Origin of the sequence: Cellvibrio sp. UBA7671, assembly GCA_002483145.1 — a bacterium.
GTDB classification, from domain to species: Bacteria; Pseudomonadota; Gammaproteobacteria; order Pseudomonadales; family Cellvibrionaceae; genus Cellvibrio; species Cellvibrio fibrivorans.
Window position 1 is genome coordinate 79,292 of record DLHJ01000012.1, and the last position, 23,592, is coordinate 102,883.

At 47.9% G+C, this 23,592-nt stretch carries 15 protein-coding genes; 5 read left to right on the forward strand and 10 right to left on the reverse strand.

The features are described 5' to 3' along the window. The first annotated feature begins 1 nt into the window (after position 1). The 5 genes from B4E62_RS08780 (at position 2) to B4E62_RS08800 (ending at position 11,020) form a co-directional block, all read left to right on the forward strand. Complete coding sequence (locus B4E62_RS08780) at positions 2–5,050, forward strand: contractile injection system tape measure protein (protein WP_331351795.1); 5,049 nt, start codon at positions 2–4, stop codon at positions 5,048–5,050. Positions 5,051–5,072: 22 nt separating this feature from the next. Then, a complete protein-coding gene (locus tag B4E62_RS08785; RefSeq protein ID WP_331351796.1) occupies positions 5,073–6,446 on the forward strand; it encodes an ATP-binding protein in 1,374 nt (457 codons plus the stop codon). Positions 6,447–6,451: 5 nt separating this feature from the next. Further along, positions 6,452–9,433 (forward strand): hypothetical protein, encoded by a 2,982-nt coding sequence (locus tag B4E62_RS08790; RefSeq protein ID WP_331351797.1) that lies wholly within the window; start codon positions 6,452–6,454, stop codon positions 9,431–9,433. Positions 9,434–9,504: 71 nt separating this feature from the next. Then, the gene (locus B4E62_RS08795; protein WP_331351798.1) at positions 9,505–10,698 is read left to right on the forward strand and encodes a DUF4157 domain-containing protein; all 1,194 of its coding nucleotides are present in this window, start codon (positions 9,505–9,507) and stop codon (positions 10,696–10,698) included. A 37-nt stretch (positions 10,699–10,735) separates the two neighbouring features. Next, positions 10,736–11,020 (forward strand): hypothetical protein, encoded by a 285-nt coding sequence (locus B4E62_RS08800; protein WP_310069233.1) that lies wholly within the window; start codon positions 10,736–10,738, stop codon positions 11,018–11,020. A 99-nt stretch (positions 11,021–11,119) separates the two neighbouring features. On the opposite strand, the gene B4E62_RS08805 is transcribed toward B4E62_RS08800, so the two are convergent. From B4E62_RS08805 to B4E62_RS08850, 10 genes are all read right to left on the reverse strand, one after another. Beyond that, positions 11,120–13,165 carry a glycoside hydrolase family 11 protein gene (locus B4E62_RS08805; RefSeq protein ID WP_310069230.1) on the reverse strand — a complete coding sequence of 682 codons (2,046 nt, stop codon included), beginning with the start codon at positions 13,163–13,165 and terminating at the stop codon, positions 11,120–11,122. 318 nt (positions 13,166–13,483) lie between these two features. Continuing rightward, positions 13,484–14,257: a TSUP family transporter gene (locus B4E62_RS08810; protein ID WP_331351799.1), complete on the reverse strand. Its 774-nt coding sequence runs from the start codon at positions 14,255–14,257 to the stop codon at positions 13,484–13,486. Positions 14,258–14,307: 50 nt separating this feature from the next. Beyond that, entirely contained in the window at positions 14,308–14,757 is a 450-nt protein-coding gene (locus B4E62_RS08815; RefSeq protein ID WP_331351800.1) for an RES family NAD+ phosphorylase, read from the reverse strand. Between the two features lie 27 nt (positions 14,758–14,784). After that, positions 14,785–15,240: an antitoxin Xre/MbcA/ParS toxin-binding domain-containing protein gene (locus B4E62_RS08820; protein WP_331351801.1), complete on the reverse strand. Its 456-nt coding sequence runs from the start codon at positions 15,238–15,240 to the stop codon at positions 14,785–14,787. A gap of 71 nt (positions 15,241–15,311) precedes the next feature. Continuing rightward, entirely contained in the window at positions 15,312–17,144 is a 1,833-nt protein-coding gene (glmS, locus tag B4E62_RS08825; protein ID WP_331351802.1) for a glutamine--fructose-6-phosphate transaminase (isomerizing), read from the reverse strand. Between the two features lie 168 nt (positions 17,145–17,312). Further along, complete coding sequence (locus B4E62_RS08830) at positions 17,313–18,083, reverse strand: DeoR/GlpR family DNA-binding transcription regulator (protein ID WP_331351803.1); 771 nt, start codon at positions 18,081–18,083, stop codon at positions 17,313–17,315. A 92-nt stretch (positions 18,084–18,175) separates the two neighbouring features. Continuing rightward, positions 18,176–19,405, reverse strand: a complete 1,230-nt coding sequence (locus B4E62_RS08835; protein ID WP_331351804.1) for a serine hydrolase domain-containing protein — start codon at positions 19,403–19,405, stop codon at positions 18,176–18,178. A 117-nt stretch (positions 19,406–19,522) separates the two neighbouring features. Next, positions 19,523–20,605, reverse strand: a complete 1,083-nt coding sequence (locus B4E62_RS08840) for a helix-turn-helix transcriptional regulator (RefSeq protein WP_331351805.1) — start codon at positions 20,603–20,605, stop codon at positions 19,523–19,525. Between the two features lie 94 nt (positions 20,606–20,699). Next, positions 20,700–22,751 (reverse strand): glycoside hydrolase family 9 protein, encoded by a 2,052-nt coding sequence (locus tag B4E62_RS08845; protein ID WP_331351806.1) that lies wholly within the window; start codon positions 22,749–22,751, stop codon positions 20,700–20,702. Positions 22,752–22,928: 177 nt separating this feature from the next. Continuing rightward, on the reverse strand, positions 22,929–23,537 hold the full coding sequence (locus B4E62_RS08850) for a PEP-CTERM sorting domain-containing protein (RefSeq protein ID WP_310069212.1): 609 nt from the start codon (positions 23,535–23,537) through the stop codon (positions 22,929–22,931). Positions 23,538–23,592 lie beyond the last annotated feature (55 nt).

Genomic DNA, 23,592 nt, shown 5'->3' on the forward strand with positions numbered 1-23,592 from the left:
CATGCATCCCGAGCATCGCATCGACGAATTCACTCTCGACCTGTCGTTCACTACGACCAGGCTCGCTCGTCGTGAAAAAGCCGGGTTAGTTAGTTGGATCAGCGAGGAGCTATTGCCCGCACTCGATAGATTATTTTCACAGTATTCGCCTCACACTCAGGTGCTGCGATTTGAAACCCTCGAATTTGATTTGGGCAAGCTGGATGCGCGTCACTACCAACAGCAGATCCGCGAGCAATTGCTGGAACAATTCACGCGTTTGTTAAAAAGCCAGATGCTCGCACTCGACCCTCGCGCGCTCAGCAATCCACCACTGGTGCCATTGATTCCAGATGCGCATGCTGCATTACAGCAATTAATTGCCTATCTCTCCACCGGCAATATCACAGCGCACTATGCATTTAGTCGCACCGGTAATGAAAAAGACAAGGGGCAGTCGCGAGGAAAAATTCACCAGCAATTATTTGAGCAAGTTATTGCCCAACAGGATATAGCCGAATTATTGCGCCAATTTCCTGCACGCGAATTATTGGTAGCGCGCTTGGTAAAACAATTTAGCGCAGCGCAGCGTTTGGTATTATTGCGTCAGCTGGCACCACAACAACTGCTGCAAGTACAAACGCTGTTGGATTTATTGGAATTTATCGGACAGCAGCAAGCATTTTTGCCGATTGTTACCTCACAAGTAAACGAATTTTTAACAAATCATGTTTCGGCAGCTGTTTCAATAACGGCAGCCCAAGTATTTGCATCCAACCCGACAGCATTGCAACAACAACTCTGGCACCAGGTATTACTGCTTGCATTGGAATCTCCTGGTGCCAGTGAAACCGTTTGGTTAACTCGTTTACTGGACAAGCTCGCCACCAGTTTGTCAATTAGTAAGGTGCAACTGGGCGAATTTTTTCTCGCCATCCCGTTGCCGAAAGCCTATGCACATCCTCTTAAACACCTGCAGGCGCGCATCGCTCAGTTAATTCAGTCGGTCAACTCATACAGGGAAACACAGCAGCATGAAACGGGCAATACCGACAAGCTTATCCTCGATACCACGGCTGATGTAAACACTGGAAGGCATTTTAAATATTTACTCGTGCCGCGTAAGCAGCAGCTCTCTGCCCAAACCAACCCGCTAAGGTCATTGATTTTTAGGGGCACCCGCGTTCGCGAGTACGACAATCAGTTTATTTTACAAAGTGTCCCTGGCAACGCCGACGTTAATGCCCAACAAAATTCCATTGCATATCTACCAACTGGAAACTCGCCCGCTGATTTATTACCGGAGAATGTAGTAAATATTCCACGCACATTGTTGCAACAGAAAATTTCACAGGCATTGGTTAGTGCTGATATCCATTTATTAGAAACCATCTGGCCAACGCTGGTTGCACGGGAACCGGCGCTATTGCTCTCCGCGTTGCAACACTATTTGCCCCAAGCTGAAATTCGCCAGCAGTTGATGATGCAACTACCCCTGTCAATGCAGGCCGATATGATTGGATTTTTAGCAACCGACATAAAACCCCTATTTTTGCGCTTACAGCAAATGGCTGACCAGCTGGTTAGCACGCTGAATGTACAGATCGGTAGCGACAATAATTTTGTATCGATTGACCCAGCATTGCCTGATGACGCTGATAAAATCAGCAGTGAATCAGCAGCACATTTACAACGTCGCTTGTGGGAATTAGCGGTGGGCGTGTTATTAAGCCCCTCTCCAGCAACAAGCTCAGCAGTTATTAACGCAAATCCTGAAGTTTTTTTACACCGGCTAATAGAAGACTATGCCCATATAAATTCACTGAATGCTCAATACCTCCAGCAGCTATGGCGTCAGGTAATACAGACAGTGTCTGTTGAACACACCAATACTTCCCAATACACCGTTGCCCAGCGGACGAACGAAACGCGCATCGATAATCAGCAACCTTTTTCCGCTGTTTCGCTAACCAGTTTATCCGCCGAGCCACTACCGGAAAATGCTTTGCCGCGCATCGCATCAGCACACCCGGATTTACATAATGTTAGCGACCATCAATTATTTGATCTCTGCCTGCGTTTAAAAAGCGGAGCAGTTTCCTGGCCGCAAATTTCATTTGACGTTGCATTGTTACAGCGCATGATCGATAGCTACATTCGCGTGGGGCATAGCGCCACCGCCGAAAACAGCCGGGATTTTATTGCTGCTATCGATCATCAAGCTGCAGCAACTCATGCACCGGTGGACTTTTACCGCGCCGTGCTGCAGGCATTGATCGCTGATAAATTGGTGGACCTTGAAGCAATTGCCAGCGCGATAGCAAAATCATCACCGCCAATCGACGCTATCAGCAGAAGTGAAATTAATCCCCCTCAAACACCAACGGCCAATACAATAATAGCAGCAGAGGTTGTTCGCGCTGATAGCGATGATGCACAGACGCAGTTTACTGATAAGCAATTTTACGCAACGGAAGCTGCGGGGACCGACGTCAAATTGAGCGTCAGCGATGTTGTTGAAGAGAAAGCGGTATTAACAATAGATACTGCCGTTACAAATAACACTTACTCTTTGCCACTAGAAATAAAGGAACATGTACCGACCAATATCACTGCAATTAACGAGTCGCTGGAAACAAATAAACAACCACATAAACAGCTGCAACAATCGCCTGATTCTGAATTGTTTGTTAACGCTGCATATACCAATGCACAATACAGTTCTCTTGCTTTAACTGCATCCACGGATACCGGCGCTGCAACCACTGATCAGACAATAACAATTAACCCACTGGCTACCACGGCTGTAGGGCACATCAATCAAAATCAGAATAATGATGGCAATAAAGATTTGCAAAATGTTCAAGCCCAGATGAATACAGATAGGACAACGCAGTTATCAAGCATGGAGAGCGCTCTACTCAAAACCCAATACGTGCAAATTCAACCGTCGACACTACAAACTCATTTGCAATCCCTTTTGGCCACCGCACAACCATTTCTACACTTACAACAACTGCACTTAAGTAAAGATCAATGGCAGGAAGTTTGTAGTGAATTAATTGTGCACCAAGCCATTATGGATAATGACGCTGCGGTTGATTTACTGCAGTCAATTAAAACCTTTGCGCAGCAGGCACTAAATACTGCAGGTTATTATCGCAAAGTTGTGCACGCGCTATTGCAGCAGCAATCGCTTGATCTTGAATTATTTGCCAGGGCCCAAAGTGACAATGTACAACACAGTTCTCTTGTTTTAACTGCATCAACTGGCCTAAGTCAGGCAATCACAGACGCTCAAACAGCAGCAAAACCGGTAACCTCAACAGCTAACGGGTACGCCAGCCAAAATGCAGATATTGCTAGCGACAAAGATCTAGCAGCAAACCAATCACTAATCGATACTGAAAAAACACCGGTGTTATCAGACAACGACGATAATGCTCAACTCGAAACACAACACACACAAGCTCTGCCGTCGAGCATACAAACTTCCGTGCAAACCCTTTTGGCGGCTGCACAACCGCTTGAACACTTGCAACAACTGCACTTGAATAACGATCACTGGCAAGAAATGTGTAACGACTTAATTTCTCGTCAAGCTATTATTGGCAAAGACGCTGCTGCTGATTTATTACAGTCAATCAAAACCTTTGCACAGCAAGCACTAGATTCCGCTAACTATTATCGCAAAGTCGTAAACGCCTTGTTACAGAAGCAACCTATTGATCTTGAATTTTTTGCTACATTCTCTGGTGATAATGCACAAGCGCATGTTGACGCTTTAACAAACTCCGCAACGATGGCAGCTGACCGTCAAACAACTCACAACCAAACAATTAATTTGCATAACAGGACGACCAATCATCTGGCTGCTGATCCTGATATAGATTCCCGGGACAATAGGGATGGACCATCTACAATCCGGCCGCCAGAAATTTCACCAATAACTAATACACAGATTCCGCAATTAACAGGGGGCGATGATTCCTTGCGCAAACCCGTTATATCCCTTGCCCAATTATTGAGCGTAGAAGCCACATTCACGCGCGAACAACTACTCGTCTTACAGCAACATATTAATTTTTTACTTCAGCACGCAACTACAAATGTTGTTAGTGAATGGCTGGAATTATTGGGTGAGATAAAACATCACTCACGATTAATCCGCGCAGTGCCAGCGCATTTATTGCATCAAATTGTCATGCGCTTGCAACCCAAGAGTTATCCACCTTTGGATGCATTGGTAAAAGTGGTAAATGAGGCAATTGCACTGATAGCGGTTGATACCACTAGCCTTTCTCTTAAACAGGCCAAATGGGAATTTATTTTCCGCACTCTGTTTGTTTTACGCCCCTCGACATTGGATAAAAAACAAATTACTGACTCTCTGTGTCAGATTTTTGCAACAGCTGTTGGTATCGACGATGTGCAACGCCTGCTCAATCTGGCTGAGCGGCGCGCGGCACTGTTAACGCCACCGGCACGGCAACAACCAGCAATACGATTGCAAGATCTGCAGGTCGCGCAAAAAACGACAGAAAATACTTACCCTTGGGAAGCTGGGATTCCCGTCAACAACGCAGGCCAGGTATTGGCGGCTGCATTTATGCCACGGCTGTTTGCCATGCTGGAATTAACGCAGGAAGGAAAATTTGTGCACCCAGGAGCAGCAGACCGTGCTGCGCACTTGGTGCAATTTATGGTGAGCGGTGAAACACATACGCCGGAATACGAACTGACCTTAAATAAAATTTTGTGTGGTATCAGTACCAGCTTGCCAATCAGTGAAGGTATCCAGCTCAGCGAGCACGAAAAAAATATCATCGAGCAAATGCTCACCAGTATGATCCAACATTGGAAAGTGTTGGGTTCAACATCGATTGCCGGTTTACGCGAAACTTTTTTCCAGCGTCAGGGCTGGCTATTACTGGAAGAAGATTGTTGGCGCTTGAAAGTGCAGGAGCGCACCTTTGATATGTTGCTCGACCGTTTACCCTGGAGCATTTCGCTGATCAAACACAGCTGGATGGATAAACCTTTGCGAGTGTCCTGGCGCGATCAATCTTGAACAAAATGTTAATCCAATTTACATGAGCAGACCAAACACCATGACCATTAGCCAAGCCAATGCCATCACACTCGAACAGGAACTTGCCTGGTTTGATGCTGTGTTGAATTTGCGCTTTACCCATTATTTTGGTACGCCAGAGACGCAACACGCAACCGCAGATGTACGCAGCCTCGCACCACCGGATTTGTCCAATGACCCATCACCTTACGCGCAGATTGTGCGGGACTATGCGATGGGCTTTGATGAGCGCTTGGTGTTTTTATTGTGTTTGATTCCCCATCTGCGCCCACAAGCGCTGGATATTTTTTTCACCCAGAGCCAAATCACTGGTCGTACCTATACAGAATTTGGCGGTTGGCGCGGTAAAGCTCACAGCGGTTTTTTGCCCACCGCGGAGACGGCTGTCTTTATTCTGGCCGGGCAGGAATTACAACGCCGTTTTGCCACTTTGCAATTATTTGATGACCAACATTATTTTCTTAAACAGCGGCTAATCAAACTGGAACATCAAGCCAGTGGTGAACCTTTTTTAAATGCCACGATTTCGGTCACCGCCGAATTTTTGCATCGCTGCACACATGGACAAGTGCACAAACCCGATTACAGCATTGAATTTCCAGCAAAATTGATTGCCAGCAAACTCACCTGGGATGACTTGGTGCTGGGGCGCGATGTAATGGATGAAATAGAGCATTTGCATACCTGGTTGCGCCACAGCAAATCGCTGGTAAAACACTGGCGATTGGAAAAATCGATTAAAGCGGGTTATCGCAGTTTGTTTTTCGGGCCACCCGGCACGGGTAAAACACTTACCGCCACACTGCTAGGTGCGAGCGTGGGCGTGGATGTCTACCGCATCGATTTATCCATGGTGGTGTCAAAATACATCGGAGAAACAGAAAAAAATCTCGCCGGTGTATTTGATCAAGCCGAAAATAAAAACTGGATTTTATTTTTTGATGAAGCCGATGCACTGTTTGGTAAGCGCACACAAACTAGCAGCTCCAATGATCGTCATGCTAACCAGGAAATTTCCTATCTGTTACAGCGGGTGGAAGATTTCCCCGGTGTGGTAATTCTTGCCAGTAACATCAAAGCCAATATCGATGAGGCCTTTGCACGTCGCTTTCAATCGATTATTTATTTTCCACTGCCCGATGAAAGTGAGCGTTTGCGGCTGTGGAAAAACCTATTACCGAATAACGAACTGCTGGCGCAGGATGTGGATTTACCTTTTCTCGCCGATAAATACGAACTCTCGGGCGGTTCACTTACCAACGTTGTGCGCTACGCGGCTATCCGCGCCACACGCATGAACCGCAACCGGCTTGAACAAGCCGATCTGTTGCAAGGCATCAATAAAGAACTTCTCAAGGAGGGGCGTACGCTCTAACTGCCATGACCAGTGCTTTTTATATCAAATGGCCGCTCTTGCTGCTCGGGTTGATATTCCCGCTTGCATTAGCTGCGCAAACATTGCCCGAGGGTGCAACACAAAATAAAGATAAATGCCTCGGTTATGAGCTGGAATATAAACGCTATCCCAAACCGGTGATTGCACAGGTACAAGCAGATATGTATCAGCTGTATCATCAGGAGAGTGATTGGCAAACCGATGCCAGCCGCAAAGGAAAACCGCTTAACGATGGCATACTCGGCCCAATTACCTGGTCGTGGATGCAGCGCTTTTGTAAAAACTTTGCATTGGATAGCACCCATGATGTCGTCGCAACCTTACCGCTGCGCGCGCGCGCAATTGCAACATTTTCTTTACAGCACCGCGACGATGTGACAACCCTAATCAGCATCCCTTTTGCACAATGGGCAGTTTCGCATATCACCGCGTGTGAATTGGATACCCAACAAACACTTGCGCAGGGAAGCGATAGCGATTTGCAAAAACTCGTGCGCTGCTACCTGCAACCCGAGCCTCAAGCTGCAGCTGAACCAGAACCACTGACAGTTATTGATCCCTATCAACTTTATGTATTGCGCGCCGATGATTTTGAAGCTATGGCGGGCGCAGTTGCAAAAGTGTCCGCCGCCGATATGGCGATAACGGCCATCGCGGGAAAATCATTTCCCGATAAATTATCGGCCATTGCAGAAATCAATGCACAACTTGGCAAATTATCTCCCGATGAAAGCAAAAACATTAGCGCTAAACTCAGCACTCACATTCTTGCGCACAAAGAATATGTAATCACCGATAAAGTACTCAATAATTTAAGTCAGCAGGGCATTAGTGATGCGCTGTTTGAAAACCTGACAACACTGCGCGATAAAACATTTACCGATCAGAAAGAATTCAGCAAGGCCATCACCGCAGCGATAAAAACAGCAGCATCTGCCGTTGCTTCTATAGCGGCAACATCAAGTGAGGTATCCACGAGTTCCTCCCCTGCGGCAGACGCAGCACCAACACCTAATGTCGATAAGCTGTTATTGCAAATCCAGTTGGCGAGCGAACAAGAGTTTTACCGCTTGGATGAAGCCGCTGCACAGGCACTGCTCAGCACCAGAAAACCCGTAGCGGCTGCGGTAATCAAGTTATTGGAAACACTTAAGGATATTGAATACCCCAGTGCCGAATTATTGGATCTTGCGATCAAAAATAAAATTCTCAAAGCCGCGGGCATTTGTAAGCTCGATAAATCCAATACACTTGATACCCAATTGGGTAATCTGGAACCATCTGAAACGGCGGCGCTTTTTAATGACATAAATCAGCATATCGCCAGCGAAGCATCGGACACTATCAAATATTGTAACGAAGACCACATTCATAAATTGGGGAATTATTACCGCAGTCAACTGCAGCCCGTAGTCGCACCGCTCTACAGCGAACCCATGCCCCCCTATACCAGCAAACCCCTGTTGTGGAACGGTGGAGGCAAAGACTGTGGTTGTGTACGCAAAGAATTACAAACCACTGCTTATGGCATTTATCCTTACTGGAAGACCGGTGCTGCTACACAAGCATTTGATTTCAGTACATTCAATCGCGTTGCCTATTTTGGCTTGAGTGCGGGCGATAACGGCAAGCTGATACAAATCAATAGCCGTCCTGGCAGTAAAACCTTGCTCGATGATAATAGCGATCAGGCCAAGGCATTTATGCGCGAGGCGAGGCGCTATGGCAGTAAAGTGGATTGGATAATTGAAAAAGAATTTTCGTCTGCACCTGATTTGCAAACCGACGCTGGTTTAAAAATATTTTTTGATAATTTAAAAAACCAACTTGTGCAATTACTCGGCACACCGCTTACCGATGCGGGTTCGCGCTTGCGTCCATTGATGACGCTTGGTCTTGCGGCACAACCGACGAATGGCGATGGAGTTACTTTCTATTTTAAAAATTTCCCGAGGGACGCTTTTGCCAAAGACAGATTTGATGTTTTTTTTAAGGAATTGAAAAGAGAATTGGCAAAGTTGGATGAGACGCGCGATCGCTGGAATGGGATAAAAAATCACACTTACGTCAATATCATGACCACGCAATCCGAGTTCTTGCGCGCTGGTTCTATATTTGGCGCAGGGCATATCGATTTCTTAACCCAGGTTAGTAAATATTCTGACGATAACTTGTCGATCCCGGAAATTCAAGAATCTGTCAAAACCTTGGTAGTCCTGCTACTGGAAGATCCCTATTACAATGCGCTCGATGAAATTTATGCGGTAACCACTAGCACCGACCGCACTATTATTGCACCGCTGATGTTTACCGATTATTCGGAGATGGATGTAAAAGCTGATGGCAATTCCACGCGGCATCAGATTGACGAGCGACAAAAACGCCTTGCCTACATTCACGAAAGTTTTGGCGGCGGCGGCTTCTGGCCAATGATCGAATATACCAACAGTAGCGACGGCAAAGATTACTCGGTTTTCAATAGTTACATCGGTAAACATTTTTCACCTGGCTACAACGAATCGCTCTGGAATGAAACCCTGTGTGGTTATCGCTGGCTACTCATTGCAATAATGAATATTTGGCTACTATTGGCGCTCGCCTATTTGGTCATTATTTTTTATGTGTATCCACATCGTTGTAAAAAATTACCGGTTTATATTCGCTGGTTATCACATCCACTTGCAGTTATCACGTTGCTCTTGCCACCTATAGGGTTGTGGGAGTACTTAATTGTGGTGGATCCATTATTTAACATTCTGAATTTATCCAGCCTGTTAGGTTTGGTTGTCGTAGGCTTGGCACTCATTGCAGGTGTGAATGCCATTAAAGCGCTTAAAGAACAAAGACCTAACCGTCATTTATTGCAATATCAAAAAACCGCCGCTGTTCCACAGCGACAACCCGCATCCACCATTGACGCGAATGATGTGGAAGATAGTGAAACAGTACAGGATGTTGAAAAATAAGTTGCACACTGCAAGTGTTTTGAACTTTACTCACATTAATCAGATGCAAGGAATAACCCGGGAGCAAAACCATGGCTTACACCAGTAAACAAACGGCACGCGAAAACCAGGCAGCGGAAGATGCTGCCGCAAAACAAACCGCACCGGCCTTTACTGACCAGCGCGTATCCACCGGTGTTCAGTTACAGCAGCAGCAGATGATGCACACAGCACAGGCCAAGTTCGCAACGGCGCAACGTGCAGGTGTTGAAGAGGAAGAACCCTTACAAGGAAAATTTGCACCAGTACAACGCGCTGAAGAAGAGGAATTGCTGCAGGGTAAATTTGAAACTGCACAGCGCGCGGGAGTGGAGGATGAAGAACCGCTACAAGGCAAATTTGAAACTGTACAGCGGGCCGAAGAAGAGGAGTTATTACAGGGAAAATTTGCAACCGCCCAGCGCGCAGGTGTCGAGGAAGAAGAACCACTGCAAGGTAAATTTGCGACCGCGCAATTAGCTGCCGAGGAAGAACTATTGCAGGGAAAATTTTCAACAGACATAAGTTCACAGGCTATCGCCCAACGCGAAGAAAAACCCAATAACACTGGCCTACCCAATCAACTCAAAAGCGGTATTGAATCCCTCTCCGGTATGAGTTTGGACAACGTAAAAGTCCACTACAACTCCAGCAAACCAGCGCAATTAAACGCACACGCCTACGCGCAGGGCAGCGACATCCACGTCGCCCCCGGCCAGGAACAACATTTGCCCCACGAAGCCTGGCACGTTGTGCAACAAGCACAGGGCCGTGTAAAACCCACGACGCAAATGAAAGGCACATCCGTGAATGACGATGTGAGTTTGGAAACAGAAGCGGATGTGATGGGGGCTAAGGCTGCTCAGTTAAAATTGAAGAAAGTTAATACTTTTGTAGACATTCCCTCAGGAAAAGGGACTGCTCAGTTGTATGATGTTGTGCGCGGTGGAACCTGCTTGGAAGATCAATTTGTAAAAGGTTCTGGAGTATCTGTGGGCGACGAAGGAAAACTAAGTGGTGTGTCCACGCAAAGTAAAGATGGGGTGGACCGGAATACGCTTTGCGGTTTTTTTAAAAATGGACAAGTAGGCGTCGCGGACAGTTCTGCCGTAACAGCAGCTGGTGGAGAACTAGTACATGATGGACATGCAAAAAATCCGAACCATGCAACGATTAATGGTTTGACAGGAGCAAAATTGGAAACGTTGTTTACACCAACAATCCCCAACCCGAACAAAAAAAAGTAATAGAACAAAAAATCAGCTTTAAAAAAGGGAGAGATCTATGAAACGAGCAAAGTTATACGTGGATTTTAATGAAATGCTTGATGACAACTTATGCCTGCTTTCTAAAGAAGACAAAAAATTAGACAGCGAAGGCAATATCGTACAATTATTTGAGGGATTAGAAATTGATGTTTATATGGATGATTGCGACGAAAGTGGTATGCCTGATCCTTTGATTGCCAGTGGCAAGGTAGAAATGAATACGAGCACTGATTGGTCATCTCATGTTAAGTGGTGCGTTCGCATAGATGAAAAAGGCATTCAGCGATCGTCTCAACAATAGCCTTTCAAGTATCATTTCCACAAACCTAGTTTCCAAAATCAAAAGGCCAAAAAGGAATTCCTTTTTGGCCTTTTGATTTTTAAATCCTATCCGATAGGATTAATTACATACTACCCCACCGCCGCCAGTGCCCTGGCTATTGCAGGTGCTGGTGGTGATACAGTTTCTGTTGTTCTCCCAGCCCCAACCACTCGCTGTAGCGGTGCAGATTGGGTACCGAGTGCCCCACCAGTTGCATTGGCAGGCGCCGCCGGTGGCAATACTGCTGCTGGCGCGACTGCTGGATGCGGGTGTGCTGCTGCGGCTACTGCTGCTGACCGCCGGAGTACTACTGCGGCTGCTGCTTGAAACAGCAGGCGTACTGCTTGCTGTACCGCCAGATGGTGCCACTGCACGACCGGTACTCGCATCAATGCGGCCCGGGCACAAGCCTTTAGCGCGCAGGCTGGAGGCGATTTGGGCGATAGCCGCATTGGTGTTGGTGTAGCTGCCGTCGTGCATCAATATTACCTGACCATTTTGCAGGCGATTTGCCGCGCTAGCGATTGCAGACGCGGTGGCGCCGTTCCAGTCTTGTGAGTCCACATCCCAGGTAATTACCCGCAAACCCAATGCCTGGGCAGCTTGTTGAATGGTGGAATTGACCGTGCCGTAGGGCGGACGGAACAAGGTTGGTTTGGGCGCACCCGCATTTTGAATCGCCTGATTGGCGCGGTTCAGCTCATCGTAAATCTGCTGGTAACTCATGCTGCCCATCTGCGGATGGCTGTAGCTGTGGTTATGTACTTCGCCGACACTTAACTGCTGCGCCATGAAGTTAGCATTAGCGACAACATTATTGCCCTGATTGAACCAGGTAACCGGAGTCAGGTTGTTTTGCTTCAGCAGGTTAACCAAAGTGGGAGTATTGGCGGTAGGACCGTCGTCGAAGGTAATGCCCACATAGCCAGAACAGTTGTTCGCGCTGCTACTGGAGCCAGCACCACCGCCGGAACTGCTGGTGCCACCACCAGTGCTGCCACCGGAACAGCTGCCACTGAAGCAGTCGTAGGTGAAACCAAAACCTATCACGCCGTTGCAATGCATCAACTCGGAATTGCCGCCACCACCACATGAACCGTTAGCGTAATAACCCGTGTTGTAGGTCATATCCTCCGCCTGACGGGTTTCGCCGTTGACGCGGATATAGTCCACCACTACGTCGCGGCTGCCGCCGTCATTATCAAACTGCACCTGGATATCGCCCGCAGCCGTGCCGGCATAAGTCAGATCCTGGAAGCTGGTGGTCAGGTCCCAACTGGCTACCGTAGCGCCACCAATACGCAAGTTAATGTGCTCGCCGCCCGCCACACCGCGCGCGCGAACGGTAACGCCGCCGCTAACGCTGGGAGTTGAGCTAGCCACTGAACTGCTCGAAACCGCCGGAGTAGAGCTGGCCGGTGTACTACTGGTAGTAACGGTGCCTTGGCTTACGGTGATATCCGAACTGCCGCGGCTTTGATAGCCCTCGGTCGCCAACACCTGATAATCGTGATTACCCAGTGCCAGACCTTTGCTCGCCCAAAAGTTTGCGTGATTGGCAAAGGTAATGGTGCCGGAGATTGCACCAAAGCCCTTCTTGGGATTACGCACACTGAAGTATTGATAGAAGGTCTGGGTACCATCAATCGATGGTTGTTGGGTACGCAAGCAGCGACGCACATTGTAAGTCGCGCCATCGCTTTGGAAGCTGCCGTAGTCGGTACCACCCGAGCAGGAGGCCGGGTTGTACGAACCGTAACTTTCAATCACGTAATATTCAATCAGTGGGCTTCTGGTCCAGCCATAAAACGCAAGATACGAGTTTTGGCTGTTATCGACCCCAAAATTGCCTGAATAGCTGATAACTCTGGTGCTGTTACCCGGATTCCAGCCCTTACCACCTACCCAGTTGTTGGTACTGTTGGTCCACTGCGAGGTATAGCGGCCAGCGGCTTGTAGGCCCATGGAGGCATCGCCGGAATCTTTCCAGAAGGTATAGTAAAAACCGTTATTGGTTCCCGTTGAGTTTGCTGTCAGGGTTTGTGCGCTGGCGCTTGTCGCATACAAGGCTGCTGCGCAAGTCAGTGCCGTAGCGACACTCTTGCCGATTGTCGTTAATTTCATTATTAATCTCCGATACGCCTCTCAACCTATACCACCGATAAAGGAGGAGGGCTGTTGGAAGGCTTCTCCTGTTCATTGCGAACAGGCGTTCTTTCCGGGCGCCATACTGCTTGTGATTATTGTGTAAATTGGCGCGGTGATTCCGAAGTGCACGGTATACATCTGCTTTTTGATATTGTCAAATAAACCATATGCATATTGTCGATGTAACCATTTACAATTTTATTTTTAAAATTTTTCGTTTAAGGCGATATTTTTTAATTATTTTTTGCATTGAATCTTGCACAAATTTGAAGAGGGATAAGTATGAAAAGACGTTTACCTGTAAACAGAAAATAAACCAAACGCGCTGACAAACAATAGTGCACTACCGATCACCCGATAAAAAATCACCGGATCAGCACTCACCAGTCGTGCGTGAAATTTCAAACCAAAATAGTGGCCAATGGCTGTCGCGGGTAACAACCACACATGCGCTTGCAACTGCAGATCCACCCCGGCAATTAAAAACGCCACCATCTTGATACTCACCAAAATAAACCAGAGGACAAACAGGGTATCGCGCAATTTTTCACGCGCGACATGCACCATATAGACCGTCATAATCAGCGGCGCACCAATCAATGAGGTGCCACTAATGTAAGCGCCGAGCGACAGAAAAATACCATCGCTCACCGGATGTGAACTCTTAAAAGGTTTATTCAAAATATAAGTGATGGAATACACCGAAATAATCACAAAAATAATCGCACTCATAATATTCGCCGGAATCGTCAACAAACCGGCCACACCAATCAGCTTGGGGATAATCATTATTTTCAGGGATTTTTTCAGATAAACCCAATCCACTGTCGATGACTTTTTTTCATCCGTAGCTGCGCGTTTACGATTGTTTTGCCACACCGTCAGCGTCGAAAAAATTAATAAATGTACCGCGATAATTGGCAAATACACCAGCGGGCGATTATCCACCAGCAACAACAGCGGCAACGCCATCATCGCTCCACCAAACCCCAAACCGGTGCGTACAAATCCGCTCCAGACGAAGATCAGTAAAACGAGGATGAGCTGAGTAAGGGAAAGGTCGGCCATGGGAGAAGTCCAATCGTGAAAGCGGGTACAAAGTAAAACTGAACCGTAATTTAGATTAACAGTCGTTGATCAAACGGATACTGTCTAGCACTAATAATTTCTGCATTGGCAGCAGCGACATGACGTGGATTAAACAGATAGTTGAAGCTGTGCGGCACTACCGCGCTGGGCACGCGCAATAACAGCGAGCTGCTGCCCGTTAACCATTCATCGCCAATCGCACGCGTGAGTTCGCGATCATCTTGCCAATCGTCAGGCAGGGCGTTTTTGTGCAGATGAGACATACCGGTGCGCTGGTTGTAGTCCACTTCCAGCAGTTGATAGCTAGCGGGGATTTCACTGAGATCCAACTCAAAATGCACCAACACTTCCAACATCGCCAGTGCCGGGCTTTCCGATAAATAGACAATAGGAATGCCGCGATTGTGCCAACGGCCGGACGCTTTCAGGCCACCTTTTCCCTGTAGATCGGAGTAGTTGCTGATTCTCCATAACTTCATGGCATAACGGTTCCCTTAAAGCCTCAACTAGGCGAAGTAGCCTTCATCTAATTGGATAAGGGTTTCTTCAACCAAACTCGCACCCGGCTCGGTTTTTATCAGCTCCATGGCTGACAAACCATCAAATATCTTGCGCGGTTTGTTTAGCCACGCCATGGCTTTGTCTGCGCCTAATACCTCTTGTGCCAAAGCCGAAATTTTTGCCGCTCGCAACCAGCGCTCGGTTTCATCGGTCGTCAGTTTTTGGCCTTTTTCACGGCGATGAGTGAGGGTGCGCAGCGGAATGATCCAATCCAGGTCGCGCCGGTTAAACCCCTGATCGACGAGCAAATCTACCGCCGAGGTGACAATACCCTCGCGACTGACCCGCACGACATCCAACGGGGTCTTAAGACCAATATGGAGAATGGAACCCACCCGCGCCATTACACGGGCAGATACGCCTTTACTGGCTTTTTCGGGAGTAAATTCGCTGTGTTGCATAGAGCCCTCAAACGAGAAACGGCAATTTGCCTAATTGTATATGGCAAATTGCCGATTTACCAGTTATCAGCCTATTCGACCGTCACCGACTTGGCCAGGTTTCTCGGCTGATCCACATCTGTACCCTTGATAATCGCAACGTAGTAACTCAGCAACTGTAACGGCAAGGTGTAGAGAATCGGTGCCAACCAGGGGTGAATATGAGGGACGTTGATGACGCGCATGGTTGCGTCCGATTCGAATTTTGCATCTTCATCGGCAAAGACATACAAGATGCCGCCGCGCGCACGCACTTCTTCTACGTTGGATTTTAATTTTTCCAACAAGTCGTTATTGGGTGCAACAACGATGATCGGCATGTGCGCATCAATCAATGCCAATGGGCCGTGTTTTAATTCACCGGCGGCATAGGCTTCAGCGTGGATGTAGGAAATTTCTTTTAATTTCAGCGCGCCTTCCATTGCGATGGGATATTGATCACCGCGGCCTAAAAAGAGTGCGTGGTGTTTATCGGCAAATTCTTCAGCGAGCGCTTCGATTTTTGGTGCGAGTGCTAATGACTCTTCCAATTTTGCCGGAAGGTTTTTTAACGCACTGACCATTTCTTTTTGTTGTTCAGTTGAAAGGCCGTTGTATTTTCCAATCGCTAATACCAGCATCGCCAAACCAACCAATTGCGTGGTGAACGCTTTGGTGGATGCAACACCAATTTCGGCACCGGCGCGGGTCATAAATGCTAAATCTGATTCGCGCACCAATGATGAGCCGGCCACGTTGCAAATACTCAAGCTGCCTAAATAACCTAGTTCTTTTGCTAAACGCAGCGCCGCAAGCGTGTCGGCAGTTTCACCGGACTGGCTGATAGTGACTACCATGCTGTTAGGTTGTACGAAGGATTTGCGGTAGCGGAATTCGCTGGCAATTTCGACGTTGCAGGAAATGCCGGAAAAGGTTTCCAGCCAGTAGCGCGCAACCATTGCGGAGTGATAGCTGGTGCCGCAAGCGACGATTTGGATGTGTTTTACTTTTTTGAATAAATCAGTGGCGCCATTGCCGAAGGTTTCGTCCATCACTGATTCGTTACTCAAACGACCTTCCAGCGTATTCAGTACCGCGTTAGGTTGTTCGTAAATTTCCTTGAGCATGAAATGACGGTATTGGCCTTTGTCGCCCGCATCGTAACTCGCGGTAGATTCGTGAATCTGGCGCTCAACGGCTTGGCCATCTTTATCAAAAATGCTAATTGTCGTGCGGGTAATTTCGGCTACATCGCCTTCTTCCAAAAAGATAAAGCGGCGTGTTACTGGCAAAAGCGCTAACTGATCAGACGCGATAAAATTTTCGCCGATGCCCAAGCCAATCACTAACGGGCTACCGGAACGCGCAACCACTAAACGCGATGCATCGTTTTTGTCCATCAACACAGTGCCATAAGCGCCGTGCAATTGTTTTACGGTTTTTTGCACTGCTGCTAATAAACTATCGGTAGTTTTTAATTCTTTTTGCACCAAATGCGCGATCACTTCGGTGTCGGTATCGGAAGTAAATACGTAACCCTCTTCTTGTAAAAGGCGACGTAAATTTGCGTGGTTTTCAATAATACCGTTGTGTACTACTGCGATATGTTCTCTGGAAATATGCGGATGCGCATTGCGCTCGCTCGGCTCGCCATGGGTTGCCCACCGCGTATGCGCAATGCCCGTTCCTCCGGGTGTTGGCTCCGCTTTGACTGCATCGGATAGTTCTTTTACTTTTCCCAAGCGACGTACACGTTGTAATTCGCCGCTGCTGTTTACCACTGCCACACCGGCAGAGTCATACCCACGATATTCAAGGCGGCGTAATCCTTCCACCAGAATATCCACCACATCACGTTGCGCTACTGCGCCGACAATTCCACACATAATTAACTCCTTGAGCTTTAGTAGTAGTAAAAATATTTTGTTTTTTAAGTAGTAGTTTTTCTTGCTGTCATTCCCGCATGCGGGAGCCTTAGAGCAGCGCAGCTAATCGATTCATATTTATAAAAGCTGGATCCCCGCTACGCGAGGATGACGACTCCCTGTTAAAAATTATCCTGCGGATGCGCAAATCACTTGCACACCCTGTTGTTCAATTTTCTGTTTATCTTTTGCATCAATGCCATCATCAGTGACGAGCACTTTTATCGCCGACCAGGGTAATTCCAGGTTGTGAATTTTGCGGCCGATCTTGTCGGACTCGGCCATCACAATCACTTCGCGTGCAACGTCCGCCATTACACGGCTGAGACTATAAAGTTCGTTGAAGGTGGTGGTGCCGCGCTCCAGATCCAAACCATCGGCACCGATAAAAAATTGGTCGAAGTTGTAGGAGCGCAGGATCTGCTCGGCGAGTTGGCCTTGAAAGCCTTCAGATTTCGGGTCCCAGGTACCGCCGGTCATCAAAATCGTGGGTTCGTTTTCCAGCTCGCGCAGGGCGTTGGCGATGCTGAGGGAGTTAGTCATTACCACCAGCCCCTGCTTGTGCGATAACTCTGGAAGTAGCGCCGAGGTGGTGGAGCTGCCGCTGTCGAGGATGATGCGGTTGTGGTCGCGGATCAGTTGCGCGGCGGCCTTGGCGATGGATTGCTTACGAACCGAAACTTTTTCGATTGGATCGCTCATCAACTCTTGGGGAACTGGAACCGCGCCACCGTAACGACGCAAGAGCAAACCATTGGACTCCAATGCGGCCAAATCCTTACGAATAGTGACTTCTGAAGTAGAAAATTGCTCGGCGAGGGTCTCGACACTGACTTCGCCACTGGCATTTAACAGATCTATAATCGCTCGGCGGCGCTGTTGGGTGTTTCGTTTGGTCATTATTGAATCGCCAATAAGTTTCGTTATGAAAGTTATTGTAGCCTTTCGAAACTTATTGGCAAGGTTTATTTGGTTAAAAAAGCAACTTGGCGCTAGAAGAACAGGCGTGCCAAGGGCATGCCCACCTGCCCAAAATCCCAGAATTCTTCGACATTGGCGTTGATCATGACGGCAACCACCATATTTCGCTCCGGAATTACCATCAGCCAACTTTGGCTACCACGCGAAACACCGCCGTGATTGGCATTTTTGATGATCCCTTTGCCATCGTCATACTCTGCCCAACGCCAACCGAGCGCATACTTTTGCGGATTGATTGAGCCATCTGATAATGATTGGGGTTGCCAGAAAAGCGCGCGGGTTTTCGGTGCGATAAAGTCATCATTCAGCCAGGCTGATCCCAGCTTGGCCATATCGGAAGGTGTGGAGATGAATCCCCCGCCCGCGAGCCTATGGCTTAAATCGACCGTTTGCCACACGCGAAATGCGGAGTGTTTGCCATCTCTATTCCAGTAGAAGGTCGCCAGAGAATTGGGTTGCGAAAGCTCGTATTCAGCGCCGGTGGAATCCATGCCCAGCGGCGTAAAAATATGGTGACGCATGGCGCTAAGAAACGGCTCTCGCACAACAGCCTCAAGCACCACACTCTGCAATACCGTGTTGAAACTGGTGTAGTGAAATTGGCTGCCCGGTGTAAATAGCAGCGCTGTATCATCAAACACTTCCAACGATTCACGCACGGATGTGTAGCGTTTATCGAGCTTGAATAAATAATACATTCCCCACAGATCGCCATAGTTATCCAAATAATCCGGTAAACCGCTGGAGTGGGATGCCAGTTGCCGCGGTGTAATTTTATTCCAGTGCGGATTGGGCAGATTAGGAGCGTAATGTGCGATGGGTTTATCCAATTCGATTTTTCCATCTTGAAACAATTTGGCTAGTAGCGTTGCCGTCACTGCTTTAGACGTGCTGCCAATCCGGAATTGTGTTCTATCGGTTGCAGGTATTTGTTGTTCGATATTTTCCCAACCCACTGCACCCGTCCAAACGATTTTTCCGTCCACCGCGACTGCGGCGGAGATTGCCGGTGCGTGAATTTCTTCCCGATGTTGCGCCAATAATTGCAACGCGGCGGTGGCTTGCGGATGAGCAGAAAATGCCGTTGTTTGAGGATAAGCATCCGGTGCCGCTATATCGGCTGGGAACCACATAGGCACCTTGCCTTCATAGGCAAGGAATTGGTAAATCGGGGCGGCAAACCAAATAAATGCCATCGCACCGGCGAGCAGGCTGATTTTTTTGTAGGAAATATTGCGCATTGTTTTTCACCATCGTGTGTTTATCAAAAACACGCACTTTGGTGAAAGATTTGGAAATTGGCTTAGCAAAATCAAAAAAAGCTGATCAATTTTAAAATTGACCAGCAATATTCAATATTATTCAGGTGAATTCGACTGTTGCGCTGTAGTTCGATAAACCGTCGGCGTAGTGCCCACAATGTCTTTAAACGCTCGATTAAAAGAGGCGATGGAGCCGAAACCTATATCCAGCGCAATTGTGAGTACCGGTAATGACGTTTCCACCAAGCGTTTGCGCGCCGCCTCGATTCGGTAGTGATTCAGGAATGCGTTGAAGTTGGTGTAACCCAGCAATTGGTTGATCAGTTTACGCAGATGATGTTCCGGGCATTCCAATTGTTCGGCCAGTTTGCTGATGGTGAGATCGGGTTGCAGGTAACCTGCATCGTCAATAAAACAGTGCAACTTTTTAGCAAGTGCATTTTCTTGCAGGACTAAACGTGAGTAACGCTGTGCATCCTGTGTTGTATCTGATACGGATGCGGGTTCTGGTTTTATCGATAACGCATGAAAAAATAACAGCCCCGCCGTCACACTAGTGCCAAGCAAACAAATAGAGGCGTTCATCAACATAAAAATCTGGTGGCGATTCAAGCGGGTATTACTGAGTTCAACTAGATCTAACATCAGAAAAAATAATCCGACTAACAATACAAACCAAAAACGCGCAACACGCCGCTGCTCTACCAAATCATTACGCCAGGTCAGCATCACGCTTGCCAAAAGATGCACAATAAATATCAAGGCAATGACATGACTTGCCATTTGGAGATAGCCGCCACCGCCACGAATCAAGAAAACATAAATATAAAAACAGGCCAACAGCACCAAGGTTGCTTTTCCAAAAATCGGCCAGCGCTGTAAATTGAATTCATCATCAAATAATTGTTTGCCGTACAACCACAAAAAAACTGGCATGGTGTGGGTAAACATCAACAGAATGCTGCGAATAAAACCCTGTGGGCGCGGTGAGTAAGGCGCGGTCAACAATAAATAAGCAGCAACACCCAGCGCCAACATCAACGGAATAATCTGCGCGCGAAAAGTAGATTGCGTGCGATAGGGTTTATAAAAAAGATACGCGATCAATAGCAGCAACTGACCTATACAGGCGTAGCGGATAAAAAAATCTATATGGGAGATAACACTGGTTTCTATCACATCAGCCCTGAGTAAAGAATCAAAATACCGGGCAGTGATTATGCGGGGAGTTGGAGGGCATTGGTATGCCCTCCGTAAACTGACGGGAGATTAATCAATTCACAAACTTGGACAACAAGCGGATATAAGCGACCTGATAGTCGTTATGGTTCTCGGTGATCTGCCACGAATTGAGCGGCCAGCTTGTATTAAAGTCCAGATAGGCTTTCATCGCCGGTTGGCCTTTGGGTGGATTGGGCGCGGCAGCGCCACAACCGGCATTCGGGCTACCCGAAGTGCAATTGCCGTCCCAATCGTAAGAAGGGTTGGGACCGCCCACTAAAAACCCTGGCGCCGGACCGTAGGTAGAGCTTCCAACACGATCCCAGAGCGCACTGCCATTGGTAAACCAGGAGTGGTAGAACTCGTTGACGGAGCGGTGCACACCGAGGCTGTACATATTGGACAGGTAGACCATGCCTTGCGGGTTAACACCGTGGATGTAGTTGAGGTAAGCCACTGCAGCGTTGCGCACTTCGGCGGTATCTGTGCCGCTGATGTTGTAATCGATCAGGTTGTTAAACGTCAGCCCCTTGCGCGAAATAGTGCGGTTGCTGCCCCAGGTGAAGTTGCTGGTGCCGATATAGGCGCGATAGGGATCTTCGCCATTACGCACCGCAGGCCAATTGTGATTGGCGTTGAACGCCGACTGGTATTGGCTTTTCAGGGTGTTGGCGATAGCGCTCGTGGCGTCCGGTAAATTGGCGTAATAGAGCCAGGCCGTTAACTCTGGCTCGCCCCAGACATCTACCCAATTGGTCGCGTTATTGGCATTGGCATCGACATGGTCGCGATAGGTTGAAGCGCCGGTCGCTGCAAACAGGTAGATCGCAGCGGTGGTTTTTTTCGTTGCACGCCCGGCATCATCAACTTCCTGCTGGCCAGCCCCCAAGCCCGCCGATGTGCCTTCGTTATTGCGGAAGGTGATATTGGGGTTGGCCACTGACCAAACCCAGGCTTTTTCGGCGCGGGATTTCAGATCAGCAGCGTAAGTATTCAGCTCAGGGTTATCCAAACTAGTCAGGATTTTACTGCCGAGCGCAAATGCACCCGCGCTAGTCAGTGTCGCTGAGGTGCTGGCCGGGCCGTAATAGCTGGGGCCGGTCGCTGCAGACGGCGGGCTGGCATGAGCAAGGCCGAGAATGGACAACACAGAACCATCGGCATTCTGCATTTTCTTCAGCCAATCAAAACCCCATTTGATCTCGTCGATAATATCGGGGATGCCATTGCCAGATTCGGGGATGTTGTAGTCATCTGTCCACACCGTCGGGTTTTCCGCATAGGCGTGGAGCAGGGCGACCAGATAATAGGCGTGCCAATTGGTGTACTTATTGTAATCGCCCGCGTCATACCAACCGCCGGATAAGTCTTTTTCCGTTGCGGCGTTATTTTTGTCACTAAACAGGCGCGCGTTTTTATCTTGCCCCGCACCTATGTGGCTTGCGCCATCCGTCCAACCCGTTTCGGCAAACGGCGCTTGTTTGGCAAAACCGGCGCGCTGGTAAAAGAAGCTGCGCATGGCGTGTTTCAGCACGGGTTTATAAATATCAGCCCCGATTTTAAAGCCGGGTGAGCGCACATTTTTTTCCACATCCACCACCGCGTACGTGCCTGGAGTAGTGACGCTGGAGAAGTCGAACCACCAGGCTCTATCGCCGGCGGCTTCAAAGGTTGCACCGGATTTCCAACTCACCGCGCTGCCACTGAGCACCACCGTGTTGGTATCCAGATTGATTAGCTGGTAAGTCGCACCGGGAGTAAAGCTGAGCGCCGCGTCGTAACCGGTTTGCGGATCGCGAACTACCGCGATTTTCTTCGCATCAGGCAGATAGCCAAACTGATCTACCACAATAAAGGCACTAATCGTTGGCGCTCCGCTGGCGACAGAACTGGCGGCAACTGATGCAATTGAACTGGCAACCGGAGTTGATGAAGCAGCAAGGGAAGAAGCTCCCATCGACGATGGCGCCACACTACTGGCAGGAGCTGCTGAGGAAGCCGCTTTGGATGCTGGCGTTGATCCGCCACCCCCTCCACCTCCTCCACCGCAGGCCGTTATTAATCCACTTAGGGTAACCGTCAGAAGTAGTTTGGACGTATTCATAAATCGCTCTTATTAATTATCTGATTTAATTAGCGATACTACCGCTTAGGCGGTTTCTATACATCATTTTCTTGTTATCTTTTTAGATCTTTACCTTTGTACCACGCTGGTCGATTGAGTTTTCGCCCATAAAAAACCCAGCGCAAGGCTGGGCTTTTGACTAACTGATCTAAATTATTATTTTTTTCTGATTAGCGAACACTTCAGCATCACAGCAAACAATCCTGCTAAAAGGAGCAACAATGACGATGATTCCGGGACAGGTACTTGACCCCCATTAATCGTGAACTTGTATGTTTCTCCGTGGTAGAGACCGTTAAGTCCAATAAGGATTTCATTGTTAGTGAAATCGAGGATATTAACGTTATCCACACCTATCAGCTCTCTGACATCACAAGAGAAACCCGTAGATACACATGAATAGCCTGTTAGCGCGAGGCTCTGAACGGGAACACCCCAATCCAGATCAGTAAAACTAAACTTCAATACGCTATAGACGCTATCGCTCATACGAACATTTGCCCAGTCTGATGAGCCCATGATGTTCAGTACTAGCGAGTCGCTGTCAAAATCCACGTTGAAATTCCAGATAGAATTAAATACGTCGGTGTAAGTTCCCGTAAACTCGGTATTGCTATCAACAACTGCGTTTGATGAAAATTGTTGATCAATATTTCCACCAAAATCATTTTGGATTTCTCCGTTTATGGTGTCGCTGATCAGGCTGGCATGAGCCGATAGAGATACGCAAAAACTCAACGCTATTAACGAAATCAATTTTTTCATTAGTAATAATCCTTAGTTTTCAATTATTTAAAAATGCCACTTCATCATGTCCTGT